The sequence below is a fragment of the Bradyrhizobium zhanjiangense genome (assembly GCF_004114935.1).
Classification (GTDB): domain Bacteria; phylum Pseudomonadota; class Alphaproteobacteria; order Rhizobiales; family Xanthobacteraceae; genus Bradyrhizobium; species Bradyrhizobium zhanjiangense.
The window spans coordinates 7026151-7046297 of sequence record NZ_CP022221.1; the positions used below are offsets into that span (position 1 = coordinate 7026151).

At 63.7% G+C, this 20147-nt stretch carries 23 protein-coding genes; 11 read left to right on the forward strand and 12 right to left on the reverse strand.

Annotation, left to right across the window (positions count from 1 at the left end; all coding sequences use genetic code 11):
- Positions 1-66: 66 nt before the first annotated feature.
- The 6 genes from XH85_RS33690 to XH85_RS33710 form a co-directional block, all read right to left on the reverse strand.
- A complete protein-coding gene (locus XH85_RS33690) occupies positions 67-486 on the reverse strand; it encodes a hypothetical protein (protein ID WP_128935326.1) in 420 nt (139 codons plus the stop codon).
- 108 nt (positions 487-594) lie between these two features.
- Complete coding sequence (locus XH85_RS33695) at positions 595-1596, reverse strand: NAD(P)H-dependent flavin oxidoreductase (protein ID WP_128935327.1); 1002 nt, start codon at positions 1594-1596, stop codon at positions 595-597.
- Between the two features lie 98 nt (positions 1597-1694).
- On the reverse strand, positions 1695-3314 hold the full coding sequence (locus tag XH85_RS33700) for a DHA2 family efflux MFS transporter permease subunit (protein WP_128935328.1): 1620 nt from the start codon (positions 3312-3314) through the stop codon (positions 1695-1697).
- Entirely contained in the window at positions 3311-4465 is a 1155-nt protein-coding gene (locus XH85_RS33705) for an HlyD family secretion protein (protein WP_128935329.1), read from the reverse strand. Before XH85_RS33705 ends, XH85_RS33700 begins: the two co-directional genes overlap by 4 nt.
- A gap of 191 nt (positions 4466-4656) precedes the next feature.
- A complete protein-coding gene (locus XH85_RS45480) occupies positions 4657-4830 on the reverse strand; it encodes a hypothetical protein (protein ID WP_164939902.1) in 174 nt (57 codons plus the stop codon).
- A 15-nt stretch (positions 4831-4845) separates the two neighbouring features.
- On the reverse strand, positions 4846-5220 hold the full coding sequence (locus tag XH85_RS33710; RefSeq protein WP_128935330.1) for a PRC-barrel domain-containing protein: 375 nt from the start codon (positions 5218-5220) through the stop codon (positions 4846-4848).
- A gap of 143 nt (positions 5221-5363) precedes the next feature.
- Here XH85_RS33710 and XH85_RS48135 point away from each other — a divergent pair, with 143 nt between their 5' ends.
- The 7 genes from XH85_RS48135 (at position 5364) to XH85_RS33745 (ending at position 9193) form a co-directional block, all read left to right on the forward strand.
- Positions 5364-5702 carry a thiamine pyrophosphate-binding protein gene (locus tag XH85_RS48135; protein ID WP_128935331.1) on the forward strand — a complete coding sequence of 113 codons (339 nt, stop codon included), beginning with the start codon at positions 5364-5366 and terminating at the stop codon, positions 5700-5702.
- 8 nt (positions 5703-5710) lie between these two features.
- Positions 5711-5938 (forward strand): hypothetical protein, encoded by a 228-nt coding sequence (locus XH85_RS33720; RefSeq protein ID WP_128935332.1) that lies wholly within the window; start codon positions 5711-5713, stop codon positions 5936-5938.
- Positions 5939-6026: 88 nt separating this feature from the next.
- Positions 6027-6578, forward strand: coding sequence for a DUF4142 domain-containing protein (locus XH85_RS33725; protein WP_128935333.1), 552 nt, complete (start codon positions 6027-6029; stop codon positions 6576-6578).
- A gap of 205 nt (positions 6579-6783) precedes the next feature.
- Positions 6784-7674 carry an SDR family oxidoreductase gene (locus XH85_RS33730; protein ID WP_128935334.1) on the forward strand — a complete coding sequence of 297 codons (891 nt, stop codon included), beginning with the start codon at positions 6784-6786 and terminating at the stop codon, positions 7672-7674.
- 102 nt (positions 7675-7776) lie between these two features.
- A complete protein-coding gene (locus XH85_RS33735; protein WP_128935335.1) occupies positions 7777-8364 on the forward strand; it encodes a phosphatase PAP2 family protein in 588 nt (195 codons plus the stop codon).
- On the forward strand, positions 8361-8708 hold the full coding sequence (locus tag XH85_RS33740; RefSeq protein ID WP_128935336.1) for a DUF3147 family protein: 348 nt from the start codon (positions 8361-8363) through the stop codon (positions 8706-8708). The genes XH85_RS33735 and XH85_RS33740 overlap by 4 nt, the downstream gene beginning before the upstream one ends.
- Positions 8708-9193, forward strand: coding sequence for a hypothetical protein (locus XH85_RS33745; protein WP_128935337.1), 486 nt, complete (start codon positions 8708-8710; stop codon positions 9191-9193). Before XH85_RS33740 ends, XH85_RS33745 begins: the two co-directional genes overlap by 1 nt.
- 148 nt (positions 9194-9341) lie before the next feature.
- Here the strand turns inward: XH85_RS33745 and XH85_RS45485 are convergent, their stop codons facing one another.
- Positions 9342-9500 (reverse strand): hypothetical protein, encoded by a 159-nt coding sequence (locus XH85_RS45485; RefSeq protein ID WP_164939090.1) that lies wholly within the window; start codon positions 9498-9500, stop codon positions 9342-9344.
- 174 nt (positions 9501-9674) lie between these two features.
- Here XH85_RS45485 and XH85_RS33755 point away from each other — a divergent pair, with 174 nt between their 5' ends.
- Positions 9675-9923: a hypothetical protein gene (locus XH85_RS33755; RefSeq protein ID WP_164934626.1), complete on the forward strand. Its 249-nt coding sequence runs from the start codon at positions 9675-9677 to the stop codon at positions 9921-9923.
- A 142-nt stretch (positions 9924-10065) separates the two neighbouring features.
- Here the strand turns inward: XH85_RS33755 and XH85_RS33760 are convergent, their stop codons facing one another.
- The 3 genes from XH85_RS33760 to XH85_RS46985 form a co-directional block, all read right to left on the reverse strand.
- Complete coding sequence (locus XH85_RS33760; protein ID WP_128935339.1) at positions 10066-10269, reverse strand: hypothetical protein; 204 nt, start codon at positions 10267-10269, stop codon at positions 10066-10068.
- Positions 10270-10349: 80 nt separating this feature from the next.
- Positions 10350-10481 carry a hypothetical protein gene (locus XH85_RS47480; RefSeq protein WP_276339321.1) on the reverse strand — a complete coding sequence of 44 codons (132 nt, stop codon included), beginning with the start codon at positions 10479-10481 and terminating at the stop codon, positions 10350-10352.
- Positions 10482-10593: 112 nt separating this feature from the next.
- Positions 10594-10788 carry a hypothetical protein gene (locus XH85_RS46985; protein ID WP_091892476.1) on the reverse strand — a complete coding sequence of 65 codons (195 nt, stop codon included), beginning with the start codon at positions 10786-10788 and terminating at the stop codon, positions 10594-10596.
- 93 nt (positions 10789-10881) lie between these two features.
- Between XH85_RS46985 and XH85_RS33770 the strand changes: the two genes are divergently transcribed.
- Positions 10882-11394 (forward strand): DUF4142 domain-containing protein, encoded by a 513-nt coding sequence (locus tag XH85_RS33770; protein ID WP_128935340.1) that lies wholly within the window; start codon positions 10882-10884, stop codon positions 11392-11394.
- Positions 11395-11397: 3 nt separating this feature from the next.
- Here the strand turns inward: XH85_RS33770 and XH85_RS45490 are convergent, their stop codons facing one another.
- Positions 11398-11691: a hypothetical protein gene (locus tag XH85_RS45490; protein ID WP_164939911.1), complete on the reverse strand. Its 294-nt coding sequence runs from the start codon at positions 11689-11691 to the stop codon at positions 11398-11400.
- A gap of 282 nt (positions 11692-11973) precedes the next feature.
- Here XH85_RS45490 and XH85_RS33780 point away from each other — a divergent pair, with 282 nt between their 5' ends.
- Positions 11974-18270: a HAMP domain-containing protein gene (locus XH85_RS33780; RefSeq protein ID WP_128935342.1), complete on the forward strand. Its 6297-nt coding sequence runs from the start codon at positions 11974-11976 to the stop codon at positions 18268-18270.
- Between the two features lie 13 nt (positions 18271-18283).
- Complete coding sequence (locus tag XH85_RS33785; RefSeq protein ID WP_128935343.1) at positions 18284-19774, forward strand: HWE histidine kinase domain-containing protein; 1491 nt, start codon at positions 18284-18286, stop codon at positions 19772-19774.
- A 97-nt stretch (positions 19775-19871) separates the two neighbouring features.
- Here XH85_RS33785 and XH85_RS33790 read toward each other — a convergent pair whose 3' ends face one another.
- The gene (locus XH85_RS33790; RefSeq protein WP_091892487.1) at positions 19872-20093 is read right to left on the reverse strand and encodes a hypothetical protein; all 222 of its coding nucleotides are present in this window, start codon (positions 20091-20093) and stop codon (positions 19872-19874) included.
- Positions 20094-20147 lie beyond the last annotated feature (54 nt).

Below are 20147 nucleotides of genomic sequence, written 5' to 3' on the forward strand. Positions count from 1 at the left end.
ACTTCCAGCTTACGGTTTCTTGACTGCGCGCCTACGGTTTTGCGACGCAGGGATGACGCCTATGAGCTAGCGCTTCCAGTTGCAGATGCCGCCGGAGCGGCACGGCCAGGTCTGGATGCGCGTGTCCCTTGCCTGCGCGTCCAGCGGATTGCCGTGACGACGTGAGAGTTTGGTGCGCGCCGCACCGCGCGGCTGGGCGCTCCGGGCATGGCCGACCTTGGGCTCGGCCACGTGCACGCGTTCAGCGGCGACCTTCTTTGGCACGTCAATCGGCTCGGCGCGCGCCTGCGCCTCGTTGCCGCCGCGTGCCTCCAAAGCGACCGGCGCGAATTTCGTCTCCGGACCGAGCCGCTTCGGCGACAGCACAGCCTTGGACAGATCGAGACCGAGATATTCGTCAGGCTTGTAGTCGTCAGCGCGCGCGATGCCCGCCCCTGCGAGCACGAGGGCCACGGCAATTGCAAAGGGAACGCTTTTCAGGACCACGGACGCCTCCTGAAATCGATTATGAAAGGGGCAATTTACCCGTATTTAAGAGGCGTCGCGCGCAATTCCAGCGGCCAATTGCCGCCGTGGTTAAGAAGTTTGGCGATGTCAGGCGACCTTTCGCGTCGTCCCTGTCCCATCGAGGAACCCGATCAGGCGGCTGCGGATGATGGTTTCCGCCTCGCTCATGATGCGGTCGACGAGTTCCTTGCAGGAGGGAATGTCGTGGATGAGGCCTGCGACCATGCCGCAGCTCCAGGCGCCCGCGTCCATCTGACCATCCAGCATGATCCTGGGATAGACACCCGCGACCTGGTCGTGAATGTCGTCGATCGTGAGCTTGGCGCCCTTCGCGCGCTCGATCTCGAGCAGACGGTCGACATTGGCGTTCTTCAGGACGCGCTCGGTATTGCGCAGCGCCCGCATGATCAGGCGGGTGTCGAGCTCGGTGGCGGCGACCAGCGCATTCTTGACGTTCTGATGCACCGGCGCTTCCTTGGTGGCGATGAAGCGCGTGCCCATGTTCATGCCGGCTGCGCCCAGCGACAACGCCGCGACGAGGCTGCGCCCGTCGGCCATGCCGCCGGAGGCGACGAACGGGATCTTCAATTCTTCCGCAGCGCGCGGCAGCAGGATCATGTTGGGAATGTCGTCCTCGCCGGGATGGCCGCCGCATTCAAACCCGTCGACGCTGACGGCGTCGCAGCCGATCCGCTCTGCTTTCAGCGAGTGGCGGACTGAAGTGCACTTATGGATGACCTTGATGCCGGCCGCCTTCAGCGCCGGCAGGTATGCTTCCGGGCTGCGGCCCGCGGTCTCAACCGCCTTGATTCCACCTTCGATGATGGCCGCGATGTATTCCGGATAAGGCGGCGCCGAGAAGGTCGGCAGGAAGGTGAGATTCACGCCGAACGGCTTGTCCGTCATGTCGCGGCAGCGCGCGATCTCCTTGGCCAGCAGCTCGGGCGTCTTCTGCGTGAGACCGGTGATGATGCCAAGCCCGCCGGCATTGGAGACGGCGGCAGCCAGCTCGGCAAAGCCGACGAAATGCATGCCGCCCTGGATGATCGGGTGCTCGATGCCGAACAGTTCGGTGATCGCGGTCTTCACTTAGTTTCTCCTCCCGGAATTTTGCCTAGTGTCAGGTTCAGTCTAGCCGCAGTCTCGTGCCGCGGTCACCATTTCTCTCCGGACGGGTGGAGGGCGCGTCAGTGCCCCCGCGCCGGCGCGCTCAAATCGATCCGGCGCAGCACGGCCGCGGTGGGAATCATCAGCACCGCGACGATGGCGAGCGTCCAGAACACGTCGATATAGGCCAGGAAATCGACCTGCTGCTGCAAGGTCTTGCCGACCCATGCGACCGCCTGCGACGCTGCATCGCTCGCATTCGAGCCCTGGGCCTGGAAGTAGCGCGTCATCGCGTCGATGGTCTGCTGGTAGCCGAGATCCGAGGGCGCAGCGTGCTCGATCAGACGGCTCTGATGGAATTGCTGGCGCTGAGCCAGGAGCGTCTGCGCCAGCGCAACCCCCATCGAGCCGCCGATATTGCGCGCGACATTGATTAGGGCGGAGGCCTGGTTGGTCTTCTCGGGTGGCAAGCCGTCATAGGATGCCGTCGTCACCGGAAGGAACAGGAACGGAAGAGCGACCGCGAGATAGATTCGCGCCAGCGCGGCATAGCCGTAGGTGATCTCCCCGGTAAGCCCGGTCAGATGCCACATGGAAAGTGCGGCAGTCGCAGCGCCGAACATAATGAGATATTTGGGCTGCACGATCGTGACTAGTCGTCCCGCCACCGGCATCAACATCATCGTCACGACGCCGCTCGGCGACAGCACCAATCCTGCAAGCATGGCGGTATAGCCCAGCTCCGTCTGCAAAAGCTGCGGCAATAGCTGCGTCGTTGAGATCAGCACCGCGAATGTGCCGAGCATGACCAGGAAGCAGGACCCGAACTGGCGCCTGCCGATCAGGCGGATGTCGACGATCGGATCATCCCGCATCAACTCCCATGGGATCAATGCGAGCAGGCAGAAGGCGGCAAGAAGTGCAAAGAACAGGATCATGTTCGATCCGAACCAATCATTGCGCTGACCTTCGTCAAGCACGAATTCGAGCGCGCCGAGCCCGATCGCGACCAGCAGGAAGCCGATGTAGTCGACGCGCAGGCCTCTGCTCAGCAGCTCCGCCCTCTCCTCTTCCGCGCCCGACGGCTCCTTGACCAGCGTGCCGACCAGGAACAGCGAGATCAGACCCATCGGCACGTTGATCAGGAACACCCAATGCCAGGAATAGGTGTCGGTGATCCAGCCGCCGAGCGTCGGGCCGATCACTGGGGCGACCACGACGGCGACGCCATAGATGGCGAAGGCCTGGCCGCGTTTTTGCGGCGGAAACGAATCGGCAAGGATCGCCTGCTCGCTGGTGGCCATGCCGCCGCCGCCGAGGCCTTGAAGGATGCGAAACAGCACCAGCGACTGCAAACTCCAGGCAGATCCGCACAACAGCGAGGCCACCGAGAAAGTCGCGACGCAGATCATGTAGAAGCGCTTGCGTCCCATCACGGTCGATAGCCAACCCGAGATTGAGAGCACGACGGCATTGGCAACGAGATAGCTGGTGATGACATAGGTGCTCTCGTCGATGCCGACCGCGAGGCCGCCGGCGATGTGGCGCAATGCGACGTTGGCGATGGTGGTGTCAAGCACCTCCATGAAAGTCGCGATCGAGACCACGAAGGCAATCAGATAGGGATTGTGCCCGCCCGCCGCTGAACGCTCCGGCGACCAGCCGCCGGCGGCCGCGCGGCCTTGCGTGACGTCCGTCATCGCACCCTGGTCCAGGGCACGACCGACATGCCGGGACCAACAGGCAGATCGGGCGGCCAGTTGTCGACCACGATCTTCACCGGCACACGCTGTACCACCTTGACGTAGTTGCCGGTGGCATTCTCCGCCGGCAGCAGGCTGAACGCGGTGCCCGAGCCCGGCTGCACCGAATCGACGTGGCCGGTCAGCTTGCGGCCGGGATAGGCATCGATGCGGATCTCCACCGGCTGACCTGGACGCATGTCGTTGAGCTGCGTCTCCTTGTAATTGGCGACGATCCAGACCTCGTCGGGCACGAACATCATCAGGCTCTGGCCGGCGGTGACGAATGTGCCCTTGGCGCCGCTCAGCTTGACGACGCGGCCGGACTGCGCGGCAACGACGCTGGTATATTGCAGGTTCAGCTTGGCCTGATCGAGCTGCGTTTGCGATTGCTCCAGCTGCGCCTTGGCGCCTTCGAGCTGCGCTTGCAGCGATTTGATGCCGAGTTGTGCCGCCGTGACTGCGGTCCTCGCGCGCTCCGTGTTGGCTTGCTGGGCTTGAAGATCGGAACGGGTCTGCTGCTGGCGCTGCACGGTGCCGGCGCCCTTCTCGACCAGATCCTGCGCCCGCGCAAATTCTTCCTGCGAGAACTGGAGCTGGGCTTGCGCCTGCTCGAGCTGAGCCTGGGCCTGCTTGATCTGCTCCTGCTGCGAAACGATCTGCGCCTCGACATTGTCGATGTTCGCCTTGGAGACCGCGACCTGCGCGTTGGCCTGGTCGACCGCGATCCGGTAGTCGCGCTCGTCGATCTTGGCGAGCAAATCTCCTGCATTGACGTGCTGGTTATCCGTGACCGGAACGTCGGTCACGTAGCCACCCACCTTCGAAGCCACGGAAAAGCTGCGCGCGGCGACGAAAGCGTCGTCGGTGGATTCGTAATGGCGGATCTCAAGCCAATAAAGCAGACCGCCGACGAGCGCCGCGATCAGCACAATGGCGCCGGCAGTTGTGAGCAGCCAATGCTCGCGAAGCCGCGCGCGCAACGGCGGCGCCGGCTTGTCCGGCTGGTCTTTGACGTCGCGGGCTTGATCAGGATTCGTGGTCGGAGCTTCCTTCGCCCTCTGCGGCTGCTCCGCGGACGGCCCACGCTCCCGGGTTTGAGCATCCACGCTGAACACCTTTTCTCGGGACTACCGGCCGCGAGCCGATTGAGCCGACTCGCGCGCCGGGAGCCCAACCACAGCGCAGAAGCATGGTTCCGTCTTGCTGGAACGCCGCTGCCATTCGTGAACACGGTGCTGCAAAAAAGCGCGGCGCCGGCGTGCCACGCTTCGATGGTCTTACGGGAAAATGCGCACCACTAGTGCGTCTTGGTCTCGTGCCACTTCTCGAGATCGGGCTTTACTTCTTTGTTCGAGACCTGTTCTTTCTCCGGATTGCCCTTCCAGGGCTTGTCCGTCTGTCTGTGCGAGCCCCAGTCGTTCCGATCCCGGGGATCGTCGGTGGGCCGTTCCTTGCTCATCGCATCGCTCATCGCATCGTCCTTTTGCTACACGAAGGGGACGCCGTAATAGGCATTGATACCGCGTACAGCAGCGTCATCACTCCAGTTCCACTCGGTCTTTTCGCCGTATTTTGGAGCGCTTTCCAGATCCTTCGCGGTAATTGCGGTAACATAGCCGCCAAGCTCGGTGTCGTATTTCAGCGACTGCCAGGGCAATGGGTAGTGATCATTGCCGAGGCCGAGAAATCCGCCGAAGCCAAGCACTGCGTAAGAGACCTTGCCAGTGATCTTGTCGATCATCACGCGTTCGATTGAACCGATCCTGTTTCGATCGGCCCCGTAGACCGATGTTCCCTCGACCTTGTCGCTCCCGATCAGGCGGCCCATCTCGTTCCGGTCCAGTTCGCCCTGATTCAGCATCGTAATTCTCCACTCAGCCATTTGTGAATCAACCGCGAGGGGTCAGCGATCGTTCCGGCGCGTGTTCCGCAAGCGCCAGGGAACATCGCCGTAGACAACAGGTTCTGAGGCTAACTGGGTTCGAACCTGGAGAGCCACGCGCAATGTCTCAGACCGTCTCCGACTTCATCGTTCGGCGCCTGCATCAATGGGGCGTGCGCCACATCTTCGGTTATCCCGGAGACGGCATCAACGGCCTGTTCGGCGCGATGAGCCGGGCCGAAGGCAAGATGAATTTCGTGCAGGCGCGGCTGGCGAGCGATATGCCTGTCGTGCTGGAAGTGAAAACCGATCCCGAGGTGCCGCCGCTGCCGCCGCACATCACCTTGCAGCAGGCGAAGAACTTCTCGCTCGCTCTGATGAAGGGCGATCCGAACGAGAGCGGGATGATCAAGGGAGCTGCGCGGCAGGTGCTCGAATCGATTCTGCCCGGAAAGCAATGAGGTGAACCATGAGTGACTTCCGCGACATCCAGCACGGCGTCAACGACCCCGTCGACGGCGTCGACGTGAAGTGGCGTTTCAACGACAACCGGACGCCGCATGAGCGGGCACAGCGTCATGCCGACGTGCGTGCCGACGCCACCGCCGCACCGGCCGAGGCGTTTCTGCCCGAGCGGCTTCGACGCAAGCCGACCGATCCCATCAATCCGCGCACGGGGCGCAATCCCACGGACTAGTCCGCTAGGAACCTCGGCCCTTGCGGCGTGTTGATCGGCGCAACATGGCGCGGCAAGTGGCTGCGCAACCAATTAGAGGGATCGGACCATGAAACGAACCATTGCCGCCGTTGCTTGCGTGCTTCTTGCAGGCCCCGCATTGGCCCAATCGCTGGGCGAGAAGACCGGCGTCAATTCGGCGCTCGGCGTCGCGCCGACGACCGCCGACTTCGTCAAGGAGGTCGCCATCAGCGACATGTTCGAGATCGAGTCGAGCAAGCTCGCCGAGCAGAAGGGCAATGCGCAGGAGAAATCCTTCGCCCAGCAGATGGTGACCGATCACACCAAGACCAGCGGCGAGCTGAAGGGACTGGTTGGCAACGGCAAGGTCCAGGCGACGCTGCCGACGGCGCTCGACAGCTCGCACCAAAGCAAGCTCGACAAGCTCAAGAGCGCAACCGGTAAGGACTTCAGCTCGGACTACAATTCCTACCAGGTCAGCGCCCATCAGGACGCCGTCTCCCTGTTCGACCGCTATGCCAAGGGCGGCGATAATGCCGCACTGAAGGATTGGGCCGGCAAGACGCTGCCGGCGCTCAAGCACCATCTCGACATGGCCAAGGAGCTCGGTAAGGCGCCGAGCGTCGGTCAGTCCAAGTAGGACTCGGCCGGGGACGCCGACTCTGCCGGCGTCCTCCTCGTCTCAGCAACGATGCCCTTCTCCGCACGTTGGATCACAGAATCGCGGAGATCCTCATGGCGCAGCAAGACAAGACCTCGATATCCCGCCGGCACGTCGTCCACGCCGCGAGCCAACGTTCGCGGCGGCTTCGCTGGCCGCCTCGACGGCTAAAGGAGATACGTCCATGGCTGAGCACGACCTGATCAATCCCGTCAGCCGCTATCCGAAGCCGCCGTTCAAGAAGCAGGCGCAGCCCTGGCCGGGCCTTGCCGGCAAGATGGAGCCGCGGCCGGATCATGGCGAGACCAGCTACAAGGGCTCCGGCCGGCTCGCCAACCGCAAGGCATTGATCACCGGTGGCGATTCCGGCATGGGCCGCGCCGCCGCGATCGCCTATGCGCGCGAAGGCGCCGATGTCGCCATCAACTATCTGCCGGCGGAAGAGCCCGATGCGCAGGAAGTGATCGCGCTGATCAGGAAGGAAGGACGCACCGGGCTCGCGATCCCCGGCGATCTCAACGACGAGGCCTTCTGCAAGCAGCTGGTCGAGCAGGCCGTGCAAGGCCTCGGCGGGCTCGACATCATCGTCAACAACGCAGCGCGGCAGCAGACGCGCGCCTCCATCCTCGACGTCTCGTCGGAGGATTTCGACGCCACCATGAAGACGAACGTCTACGCGCCGTTCTGGATCATCAAGGCAGCGCTGCCGCATCTCAAGCCGGGCTCCTGCATCATCGGCACGACCTCCGAGCAGGCTTACGATCCCTCGCCGGATCTCTATGATTATGCGCAGACCAAGGCGGCGACGATGAACTATGTGAAGTCACTGGCCAAGCAGCTCGCCTCCAAGGGCATCCGCGTCAATGGCGTCGCGCCCGGACCGATTTGGACGCCGCTCCAGGTCTCCGGCGGCGCCACGATGGAGAAGCTGGAAAAGTTCGGCGGCATGACACCGCTCGGTCGTCCCGGCCAGCCGGTCGAATTGGCCTCGATCTACGTGCAGCTTGCCGCGGCTGACGCAAGCTATGCAACCGGGCAAGTGTATGGCTCCGCCGGCGGAGCCGGACAGCCATAGTCGCGGCGCGGCGGGCTGATACCACGCGATTGAAACTGAGGAACTCTTCTTTGTCTCTGAGTTTTACAAAACTGACATGGAGGACTTCTCGCCGGCGGACCGATGGCGCTCGTAGCAATCAAACCCACCCGGATCGACGCGGCGATCGCGAACGAGATCGCGCACAACACCACTTCGGGACTCGAGCATGTCGCCCAGACATTGACCTGGGGTGCCGACGAGCATGTGCTCGTCGCGCTCGCCACGGCGGGATGGCTCTACACCCGGCTACAGCAACCGCAGAAGAGTCGCATCGCCGATCACTTGCTGATGGTATCGCTGGCGACGGCCGTGCTGCCGCATGCTCTGAAATCCTTGTTTGATCAGACGAGGCCGGACCGTCTGACGGTTAGCGGCCACCGGCGCGGGATTCCCTATTCGGGGCGCCCGCGCGATGCATTTCCCTCAGGTCACGCCGTGCACATGGGCGCCCTCGCCTCGGCCGCCGGCCTGTTGCCGCCGGTCCCGCGCCGCTTGGTACGCTGCCTTGCCGTGGCCTTGTCGTTGACGCGCGTCGTGGTGCTTGCACATTGGGCCAGCGACGTGGTGGCAGGCTTCACTCTTGGCGTCGTCGTCGAGCGATTATTCAGGCCGTTCACACTGGCAAAGTCACGGCAGCAGCGGCCTCCAGCCTCGCGGGGATGGCCATGACGGAATATCTCGTGCGCTTCGTCGCCGGCGGCCTGATCGTTTCCGCGTTCGCGATCGTCGGCGACATGCTGCGGCCGAAGAGCTTTGCCGGGCTTCTCGGTGCGGCGCCGTCGGTCGCACTCGCCACGCTTGGCATCGCCGTCGTTCAGCACGGCCCGCAATATGCCGCGGCCGACAGCTGGACAATGATCTACGGCGCGGTCGCCCTCGGCTGCTACAGCCTCGCCGTCTGCCACCTCCTGATGAGATTTCGTCTCGCCACGCTGCCGGCCACCATTCTCGCATTTGCGGTTTGGCTCGTGGTCGCCTTCGGCTTGCTTGCCGGGTTCGGAGGCGCCGCCTGATGCTGGTCAAGCTGTCATCATCCGCGCTGAAGCAGACGCATTGGTATGAGTACGCGGCGCGTTTCGTGCTGGGCGGCCTCGCGACGGTAGCGGCAGGCCTGATCGGCAGCCATTTTGGCGTTGCCATCGGCGGTCTCTTTCTCGCGCTTCCCGCCATCCTCTGCGCCAGCGCGACGTTGATCGAGCGCCATGAACGCCGCGCCAAGGAAAAAGCCGGCCTCAGCGGGCGAAGACGCGGGCAGCAGGCTGCAGCGTTGGACGCGGCGGGCGCCGGCCTCGGAAGTATTGGCCTCGCAGCGTTCGCAGCGGTCTTCTACGTCGTGGTGTCGGCGAGCATCACCGGGGCATTCGCCGCCGCCGTTCTGGCTTGGGCCATGGTGTCCGTGTCGGCATGGTGGCTGAGGCGGAAGCTTCGCGTCACCTCGGGCCGCCGGCAGCCCGAACGCGGGGCGCGATCAGCGAGGGGTTGGAGTTTCTTGCCGTAGCATCAGGAAATCGTACATCTCGGCGGCAGTCTGGAGCTGTTCGAGACGCGCAACAACGCAATCGCGTTGCCGCCCGTCCGGTAGCTTCGCCATCTCGTGCTCGAGCCGCAGCCTCTGCGCCTCGAGCCGTTGCTCAAATGTGTGTGGTTCAGAACGTCTTCGCATTTTCCGTCCTCGGTGGCTGCAGGCCCGGGCTGTTCGCCCAGCGCTCCACCTCCTCGATCACCTTCTGATGGCTGGGGCGCACGGGCTTCGATGCTTCTGCCTCTTCGGAAAGCTTGCGGGGCAACCTGACGTCGTCTGTCATCGCCTCTCTCCCTTCGCAGGGGAAATGCGCCAGCGCACGACTGGTTTCAATATTAACTTATTGATTTTATTTGCTATTCTTGCTCAGTTGGTGATTATTTCGATTCTTGTGGAACTCCCGCCAAATTCGTCGATTGAGTAAAATACTCAACTTGCTCAATTTGCGTGTTCGACCATGAATGACCTTCGCGCCGAGCGCCTTCAGGTTATGCTCTCGCTAGAAGAATTGGCCGCCATCGATGATTTCCGGTTCAAACACCGCATGCCGACACGGGCGGCAGCTGTCCGCGAACTCCTCAAGTTCGGGCTCGCCGCCGTGGGCGTCGATGCGGCAGCCGGCGTGAAGTCGAGCAGCTTCGGCGTATTTGGCCGCGGACCTGACGGACATACTCAGGGCGATCCCGACGGCGGGACCGAGAACTAACCCATATGACGCTCCACAAACAAACGACCCCGGCACGGGGGGTGCCAGGGCCGTCCTTGGAGATTGCTTCCGGCGCACCGGGGGCATGACAACCGGAAGCAATCCGTCGACTCTTCGCGCGGGAATTCGTTCCTCGTAAGCGCTAACCCGTAGCGTCGCTCGAACCGTCCGGCATCGCGCCGGAGCCTGGCGTCTTACTATCATCGCTCAGCTTGGGATCGCGTGTCGCCTCCCGCGACGGCGAACCTTTAGGATCCGTCTTGTGCACGGACTGCGCACGCCGCTTGTCGCGCGGCTGCTCCTCCGCCCGCTTGTCCTTGACGATGCCGTGATCGGAATGGGCCATGATCTGCTCTCGCCTCTCTTGATGTTTCGCAGCGGTTACGCGCTGGCACGTCGATTGTTCCGGGCGAGAGCACCCCGACGCTAGCTGTGCGCCGCGTGGATCGCGGCCGATGCATTTTCCAGATGCACCTGCCGTACCGTCGTTACCGTCGCGAAGGCGACCGAAACGCCAAAAGCGAGAATCAGTGAAAGAAGAGCCAGACGTGGAGTCATTGCGAAACCTCCTTCTGGAATCGAAAATCAACGCGATCGACTGTTCACGGATGATCCTGGATTGGTCTCTTGCATTCCGTGCGCGGTCTCACACACGGCTTCACGAGGACGACTACCTGTCCTGTTTTTGAGGGATATGGATCGTCACGGGCGGGATTTCTCCATCGAGCCAATCCTGTTCCGTCGCAAGCGCCGTCCAGGCGTCCGCCATGCGCGAATAGCGCCTGTAAGCGGGTTTCCCTTCCGCGCGCTCAGCGAGCTGAAGACAGTTGTCGGCGTTGTCTCTGAAAATGTCAGACTGTTTCATGCGAAAGACGTGGGGACGGAACTCTCGGGTCGCAATGCCCTTACCGGATCGTAACGTTCGGGGAACTTTGCACGTCATCCGTCATTGATACCGATGCGAGTTCTCGTCGCCATAGTCCTGGTGTTCATCAGCACCGCGGCCCCTGCCGACAGCACTGGCGAGCGAAACCTTGGCGACCGCATGCCGAGCGCAACCGACGTCATCGGCGGCCTCTACGCCTTCAGCCGCTTCCAACAAGGTCTGCTGGAGAGTACCGACCTGAAGGGCAATACGGAGGTCAAGAACCTTGCTGCGCTGCGGGCTGAAGAAGCAGCCAAGCGCGACAAGGCGCTGAAACAGATTCAAGAGACGATCGGTGCTGAGCCCCGCGTCAACAAGGCGGCGTCGGCAAGCGCGAGCCTCGTCGAACCCGAAATTTCGGACGGACCGACTTACGTCAGAAGCTTTTATGCCTCGCAGATTCCCGAATACGAAGCGGTTATCAACTTGCTTGAACGCTACCTGAAGGCGCCCGACAATGCTGCGCTTGCAGCGTTCGCGCGCGAGCAGCTTCCGATGCTGCGGGCACAGGTCAAGGCTGCCGAGCGCACCATGGCGGACAAGTAGCCTTTACTTGTCATTCGGATGATACTGCTGACTCTGCGGCCGCACGGTCCGGTCGCTCTCAGGCATTCTGTCCCGGCCTGCATCGCCATTGTCATCCTTGCCGCCCGAGGTCGAGGTGCCGCTGCCGCTCGGGTTCGATCGGGTCGCCGTTCCCGTGGTGGACGGATCCGCGCGAGGCGTGGCCGAGCTCGCGGCGGGATCGCCGGTCACGGCCCCCCGGCCACTGGGCGCCCCTCCCTGCGCGAAGGCCGATCCGGCAAGCAACACGACCACGATCGCAGCCAATCCAGTTTTCATCTGCGCTCTCCCTGTTCTTTGCGGGCTAACCGCAGGGCTCCTGCTGCGTTCCGCGAGGAGCGGTCCGCGAGGCACCGACCAATGCGGGCCGCCGCGGCCAAATTCTTTGGAACTTGCGTGGAACCAGGCCGATCGTTCGCGGTTAGTACAACCGGGCTGAGCAAAGCAGGTTCCATTTCCCTGCGCCGCAACCTTGGCGCTTGATTTCGAATTTGGCTGACGCTCTATTTTGACCAAACGCGTCTTGCCTGGGATTCGGCCGACGCCTGCGGGGGAATCAGTATGAGCGACCTCGATCCCGGCACTGCATCACGCTCCGGTCGTCGCGTCCCAAAGCCCAAACCCAACGGTACGTCGGAGCAGGATTCCCGGGCGGAATTGCTGCTCGCCTTGCAGGCAATGCGTAGCGGCGATTTCTCCGTACGGATGAGTGGCGACTATCTCGGCATCGACGGCAAGATCGCCGACACTTTTAACGAAATCATCGCGGCCAACCAGCGCATGGCGCAGCAGCTCGAGCTGGTCGGCCAGGTGGTGGGCCGCGAGGGCAAGACCCGCCAGCGCGTGAAGTTCGGCCTCGCCTCGGGCTCCTGGGCCGACATGGAAGGGTCCGTCAACACGCTGATCGACGACCTGTTGTGGCCGACCCGCGAAGTGACGCGTGCAGTCGCCGCGGTGGCGCAAGGCGACCTGCTCCAGACCGTCAAGCTCGACGTCGACGGCCGCCCCCTGCGCGGCGAGTTTTTGCAATCGGCGACCATCGTCAACACCATGATCAAGCAGCTCGGCGTGTTCACCTCCGAGGTGACGCGCGTGGCGCGCGAGGTCGGCACCGAAGGCAAGCTCGGCGGCCAGGCCCAGGTGCCTGAGGTGACCGGCGTCTGGAAGGACCTCACCGAGAGCGTCAACTCGATGGCGAACAACCTGACCAACCAGGTTCGCAACATCGCCGAGGTGACGATCGCGGTCGCCAATGGCGACCTGTCGAAGAAGATCACCGTCGACGTCCGCGGCGAGATCCTCCAGCTCAAGGAAGCCATCAACACGATGGTCGATCAGCTCCGCTCGTTCGCCTCCGAAGTGACGCGCGTGGCGCGCGAGGTCGGCACCGACGGCAAGCTCGGCGGCCAGGCGATCGTGCCCGGCGTCGCCGGCACCTGGAAGGACCTCACCGACAGCGTCAACGCGATGTGCGGCAACCTGACCGCACAGGTGCGCAACATCGCCAACGTGACCACCGCCGTGGCGCGCGGCGACCTCTCGCGCAAGATCACCGTGGACGTGCGCGGCGAAATCCTGGAGCTGAAGGACACCATCAACACCATGGTGGACCAGCTCAACTCGTTCGCTTCGGAAGTGACGCGCGTGGCGCGCGAGGTCGGTACCGAAGGCAAGCTCGGCGGCCAGGCCCAGGTGCCCGGCGTCGCCGGCACCTGGAAGGACCTCACCGACAACGTCAACTTCATGGCGTCGAACCTGACCGCGCAGGTCCGCAACATCGCCGACGTCGCCACTGCGATCGCCAGCGGCGACCTCTCGAAGAAGATCACCGTCAACGTCTCGGGCGAGATCCTTCAGCTGAAGGAGACGCTCAACACCATGGTCGACCAGCTCAACGCCTTCGCCGGCGAAGTGACGCGCGTCGCGCGCGAGGTCGGCACCGAGGGGCGGCTCGGCGGTCAGGCCAACGTGCTCGGCGTCGCCGGCACCTGGAAGGACCTCACCGAGAGCGTCAACTCGATGGCCTCGAACCTGACCGCGCAGGTCCGCAACATCGCGGAGGTGACGACGGCGGTCGCCGGCGGCGACCTGTCGAAGAAGATCACTGTGGACGTGCGCGGCGAGATCCTGGAGCTGAAGGACACCATCAACACCATGGTGGACCAGCTCAACGCCTTCGCCGGTGAAGTCACGCGCGTCGCGCGCGAGGTCGGCACCGAAGGCAAGCTCGGCGGCCAGGCCGTCGTGCGCGGCGTCGGCGGCACCTGGAAGGACCTCACCGACAGCGTCAATTCGATGGCCTCGAACCTGACCGGACAGGTCCGCAACATCGCCGAAGTCGCGACCGCGGTGGCGAAGGGCGATTTGTCGAAGAAGATCACGGTGAACGTATCGGGCGAAATCCTTCAGTTGAAGGAAACGCTCAATACCATGGTGGACCAGCTCAACGCCTTCGCCGGCGAGGTGACGCGCGTGGCGCGCGAGGTCGGCACCGACGGCAAGCTCGGCGGCCAGGCCGGCGTGCCGGGCGTTGCCGGCACTTGGAAGGATCTGACCGATTCCGTGAACTCGATGGCGGGCAATTTGACCGCCCAGGTGCGCAACATCGCCGAAGTCGCGACCGCGATCGCCGGTGGCGACCTCTCGCGCAAGATCACCGTGGACGTGCGCGGCGAGATCCTCCAGCTCAAGGACACCCTGAACACAATGGTCGACCAGCTCAACCGCTTTGCGGGCGAGGTGACGCGCGTCGCGCGCGAGGTCGGCACCGAAGGCCGCCTCGGTGGTCAAGCCAACGTGCCCGGCGTCGCCGGCACCTGGAAGGATCTCACCGACAGTGTGAACTCGATGGCGGGCAACCTCACGGCCCAGGTCCGCAACATCGCCGAAGTCACCACTGCGGTGGCGCGTGGCGACTTGTCCCGCAAGATCACGGTGGACGTGAAGGGCGAAATCCTCGAGCTGAAGAACACCATCAACACCATGGTGGACCAGCTCAATGGCTTTGCCGGCGAAGTCACGCGCGTTGCCCGCGAGGTCGGCACCGAAGGCAAGCTCGGCGGTCAGGCCGAAGTGCCCGGCGTCGCCGGCACCTGGAAAGACCTCACCGACAACGTCAACTTCATGGCCTCCAACCTGACGGCCCAGGTCCGCAACATCGCTGAGGTCGCGACCGCGATCGCCGGCGGCGACCTCTCGAAGAAGATCACGGTGGACGTGCGCGGCGAAATCCTTCTCTTGAAGGACACGCTGAACACGATGGTCGAGCAGCTCCGCTCCTTCGCCGCCGAGGTCACGCGCGTGGCGCGCGAAGTCGGCACCGAGGGCCGGCTCGGCGGTCAGGCCGTCGTGCCCGGCGTCGGCGGCACCTGGAAGGACCTCACCGACAACGTCAACCTGCTCGCCGCGAACCTCACCACGCAGGTCCGCAACATCGCCGAAGTCACCACGGCGGTCGCGCGTGGCGACTTGTCCCGCAAGATCACGGTGGACGTGAAGGGCGAAATCCTCGAGCTGAAGAACACCATCAACACCATGGTGGACCAGCTCAACGCCTTCGCCGGCGAAGTCACGCGCGTTGCCCGCGAGGTCGGCACCGAAGGCAAGCTCGGCGGACAGGCGCAGGTGCCTGGCGTTGCCGGCACCTGGAAGGACCTCACCGATACCGTGAACCTCATGGCCGCGAACCTGACCGAGCAGGTGCGCGGCATCGTCAAGGTCGTGACTGCGGTCGCCAACGGCGACCTCAAGCAGAACCTGACGATGAAATCGCGCGGCGAGGTCGCGGCCCTCGCCGACACCATCAACAACATGACCGAGACGCTCGCGACCTTCGCCGATCAGGTGACGTCGGTGGCGCGCGAGGTCGGCGTCGAGGGCCGCCTCGGCGGCCAGGCCAACGTGCCCGGCGCCGCCGGCACCTGGAAGGACCTCACCGGCAACGTCAATCTGCTCGCGGCCAACCTGACCTCGCAGGTGCGTGCGATCGCGGAAGTCGCGACCGCCGTGACCAAAGGCGACCTGACGCGGTCGATCCAGGTCGATGCCCGCGGCGAAGTCGCGGAGCTGAAAGACAACATCAACACGATGATCACGAATCTCCGTCTGACGACGGACGTGAACACGGAGCAGGACTGGCTGAAGACCAACCTCGCGAAATTCACCAACATGCTCCAGGGCCAGCGCGATCTCACGACTGTCGGCCGGCTGCTGCTCACCGAATTGTCGCCGCTGGTGAACGCGCATACCGGCGTGATCTACCAGGTCGAGAACGAGGACAATTCTCAGCTCCTGCTGCTGGCGTCCTACGCCAGCGACGGTATCTATCCCTATCAGCGCGTGCTTCAGTTCGGCGAAGGCCTGATCGGCCAGTGCGCCCTCGACAAGCGGCCGCGCCTGGTCGCCGACATTCCATCCGACGTGGTGCCGATCAACTCGGCACTGCTCCGCGTCGCACCGAAGAACCTCGTGGTGCTGCCGGTGCTGTTCGAGGGCCAGGTCAAGGCCGTGATCGAGCTTGCTTCGCTGATATCGTTCACGACGTCGCAGATGACGTTCCTGGAGCAGCTCACCGACTCCATCGGCATCGTGCTCAACTCGATCGAGGCGACGATGCAGACCGAAGGCCTGCTCAAGCAGTCGCAGCAGCTAGCCGGCGAGCTCCAGACCCAGCAGCGCGAATTGCAGCAGACCAACGACCAGCTCGAACAGAAGGCGCAGCAGCTCGCCGAGCGCAACGTCGAGGTCGAGCGCAAGAACCAGGAAATCGAGCAGGCCCGCCGTGCGCTGGAGGAAAAAGCGACCGAGCTCGCACTGACCTCGAAGTACAAGTCTGAATTCCTCGCCAATATGAGCCACGAGCTGCGCACGCCGCTGAATTCGATCCTGATCCTCGGACAGCAGCTCACCGACAATCCGGACGGCAACCTCTCCGCCAAGCAGGTCGAATTCGCCCGCACCATCCACGGCGCCGGCACCGACCTGCTCAATCTCATCAGCGACATTCTCGACCTCTCCAAGATCGAGTCCGGCACGGTGACAGTCGATGCCGAGGAAATTCTGACCGCGAACCTGCTCGAGACCGTCGGCCGGCCGTTCCGGCACGAGGCGGACAACCGCAATCTGGCGTTCAAGATCGACATCGATCCGAACCTTCCGCGCAGTATCGTGACCGATTCCAAGCGCCTGCAACAGGTGCTGAAGAACCTGCTCTCCAACGCCTTCAAGTTCACCGCCGAAGGCGAGGTGCGGCTGAAGGTCGCCGGTGCGGTCGGCGGCTGGGGGACGGATCACCCGGTGCTGAACTCCGCGCCGGCCGTGATCGCGTTCGAAGTGACCGATACCGGCATCGGGATTCCCCTGGAGAAGCAGAAGCTGATCTTCGAGGCGTTCCAGCAGGCGGACGCCGGCACCAGCCGTAAATATGGCGGCACGGGCCTCGGGCTTGCGATCAGCCGCGAGCTCGCAAGCCTGCTCGGCGGCGAAATCCACCTGCGCAGCTCGCCGGGCAAGGGCTCGTCATTCACGCTTTACCTGCCGTTGAAATATTCCGGCCCGACGCTCGCGCCGCGCGCGGCGCCTGCGCCACAGCAGTACAGCCAGCCGCCGGCACTGCAGTCGGCCGCGCCCGACCAGCAGCGCGTCATCGAGCAGCTTCCCGATGACCGGCTCAACCTCGAGCCCGGCGACACCATCCTCCTTATTGTGGAGGACGATCCGCACTATGCGCGCGTGCTCGTCGATCTTGCCCGCGACAAGGGCTTTAAGGTCCTGGTTGCGGCCCGCGGCGCCGAAGCGCTGGAGCTCGCCAAGCAGTACCAGCCGACGGCCGTCTCTCTCGACGTGTTCCTGCCGGACATGCTGGGCTGGACCGTACTGAGCCAACTCAAGCACAATCCTCTGACCCGCCATATTCCCGTGCAGATCATCACGCTCGACGAGGACCGCCAGCACGCGTTGGCGCGCGGTGCGTTCTCCTTCGTCAACAAGCCGACGACGACCGAAGGCGTCTCCGCCGCGCTGACGCAGATCAAGGAATATGCGCGGCCGCGGCGCAAGCGACTCCTGATCGTCGAGGACAACGAGGCCGAGCAACTCTCGATCCGCGAGCTGCTGCATCACGACGACATCGAGATCGTGACGACGGATACCGGTGCCGGCGCGCTCTCGACACTGCGTCAATCCCCGTGCGACTGCGTGGTGCTCGACCTGCGACTGCCCGACATGAGTGGCTTCGAGGTGCTCGACGAGATCCGCAACGACGAGGCGCTGTCGAACGTCCCGGTCGTGGTGTTCACCGGCCGCGAGCTTTCGGCGGAAGAGGATGCGGAACTCCACACCATGGCGCGCAGCATCGTGGTCAAGGGGGTGGAATCGCCGGAGCGCCTGCTCGACGAGACCGCGCTGTTCCTGCACCGTGTCATCACGGAACTACCGATCGAGAAGCAGCGCATGTTGGAGAAGCTGAACAGTTCCGATGAGGACCTGATCGGCAAGACGGCCCTGCTCGTCGACGACGACGCCCGGAACATCTTCGCGCTGTCGAGTGTGCTGGAACGGCGCGGCATGAAGGTGCTGACGGCCACGACCGGCAGCGAGGCGGTCGCGCTGGTCGAATCCAATCCGGAAATCGCCATCGTGCTGATGGACATCATGATGCCGCAGATGGATGGCTATCAGACCATGGGTGTGATCCGCGAGAACCCGGCCTTCGCGCGGCTACCGATCATCGCGCTGACCGCCAAGGCGATGAAGGGCGACCGTGAAAAATGCCTGGAAGCCGGCGCGTCCGACTACCTCGCCAAACCCGTCAACACCGATCAATTGCTGCTTGCGATCCGCATGTGGCTGCACCGCTGAGTTGGATCCGCGAATGGACCAAGAGAAGGTCAACATCCTGCTCGTCGACGACCAGCCAGCCAAGCTGCTGGCCTATGAGGTGATCCTGAAGGATCTTGGCGAGAACCTCGTGATCGCCTCGTCTGGACGCGAAGCGCTGGAGGTTCTGCTCAAGACCGAGATCGCGGTCATCCTGGTGGACGTCTGCATGCCCGAGCTCGACGGCTTCGAGCTCGCCGCGATGATCCGCGAGCATCCGCGCTTCCAGAAGACCGCAATGATCTTCATCTCGGCCATTCAGGTGAGCGATATCGACCGGTTGCGTGGCTACGAGATGGGCGCAGTCGATTACGTTCCGGTGCCCGTCGTGCCGGAGGTGCTGCGCGCCAAGATCAAGGTGTTCTCCGAACTCTATCGCAAGACCCGCGAGCTCGAACGACTGAACCAGGAGCTCGAGGACCGCGTCCGCGCACGCACCGCCGAGCTGGAAAACTCCACCGCCAAGCTTCGCGAAAGCGAGCAGCGGCGCAGCATGGCGATCGCCGCCGGCAAGATGGGCTCCTGGGATTGGGACTGGATCACCGGCGACTGGATGTGGGACGAGGGGCAATATCGCATCTTTGGGGTCAGCCCAGAGAGCTTCGAGGTCAACCCGGCCAACGTTCAGGCGCTGTTGCATCCCGATGATGTCGATCAGTTGCGCAAGGCGATCTCCGAGTTCAACAAGGGCGCACGCGCCTACGAAACGGAATTCCGCATCGTGCGGCCCGACGGTGATGTGCGCTGGTGCGTCGGCACCGCGGCGGCAACGGTCGACGAGAGTGGTCGCGTGGTTCGTGTCAGCGGCGTCACCGTCGACATCACCGAACGCAAGCGTGCCGAAGAGCGGCAGAATCTCCTTGCGCGGGAAGTCGATCATCGCGCCAAGAATGCGCTGGCGCTGGCGCAATCGATCGTGCGCCTCACCCGCGCCGACGAGGTCAAGGCCTACGTCAATGCCGTCGAGGGGCGCATCAATGCGCTCGCGCGCGTGCATACCATCCTGTCGCTGTCGAGTTGGCAGGGCGCCGAGCTCTCCAAGCTGATCGACGAGGAGCTTGCGCCCTATTCGCTAGGCGGCCAGATCAAGCTTGCCGGGCCCGAGGTTCAGTTGCTGCCGGCGACCGCCCAGACGCTGGCGCTGGCGCTGCACGAGCTCTTCACCAATTCGGCCAAGTATGGCGCACTGTCGACGCGATCCGGTCGGCTCATGATCGGTTGGCAGACCGAGGACGACCGCCTCACACTGACCTGGGAGGAATCCGGCGGCCCGCTAGTCAGGACGCCGAAATCCCGCGGCTTCGGCACGCGGAGTCTGCTTGCAAGCGTCGAGTCCCAGCTTGGCGGACAGGCGCAATTCAATTGGCGCGCCGAGGGCTTGTTGTGCCGCCTGGAGGTGCCGTTGACACGCAAACCGGTGGCGACGACGGCACCCGGCAAATTCGATGCCGCCGCCGCGGCCGAATTGCAGCGCGCATCCGGTTAGAACGTTTTCCAGCGAAGTGGTGACCGGTTCGCGCCAAGAAAACGCGTCAAGCGAAGAATCGAGAGCTACCGTTCCGATTCAATCGGAACGGAAAGCTCTAGCCGGACGCCGCGCTCGTCATGCGCTGCTCCGTCCGGGGATCGCGCGCGACGCGTCCTTCGAGCCAAGCCTCCGTTCGAGCGAGATCGCGTAGCGCCTTCGCATAGCGGCGAGCCGCGCTTCGTTCCGCGCCGCGCGGGAGCTTGCGCGCCTTGCGTAGGATGTCCGCGGCCGCGTTGCGATAGGCCAGCGAGCGGTACAGAAAGACTACCTTGCCCATATCGATATTCCCGTGTTGACAGTGCTCATCTTCGCAAGCCGGGCATGAACGTCG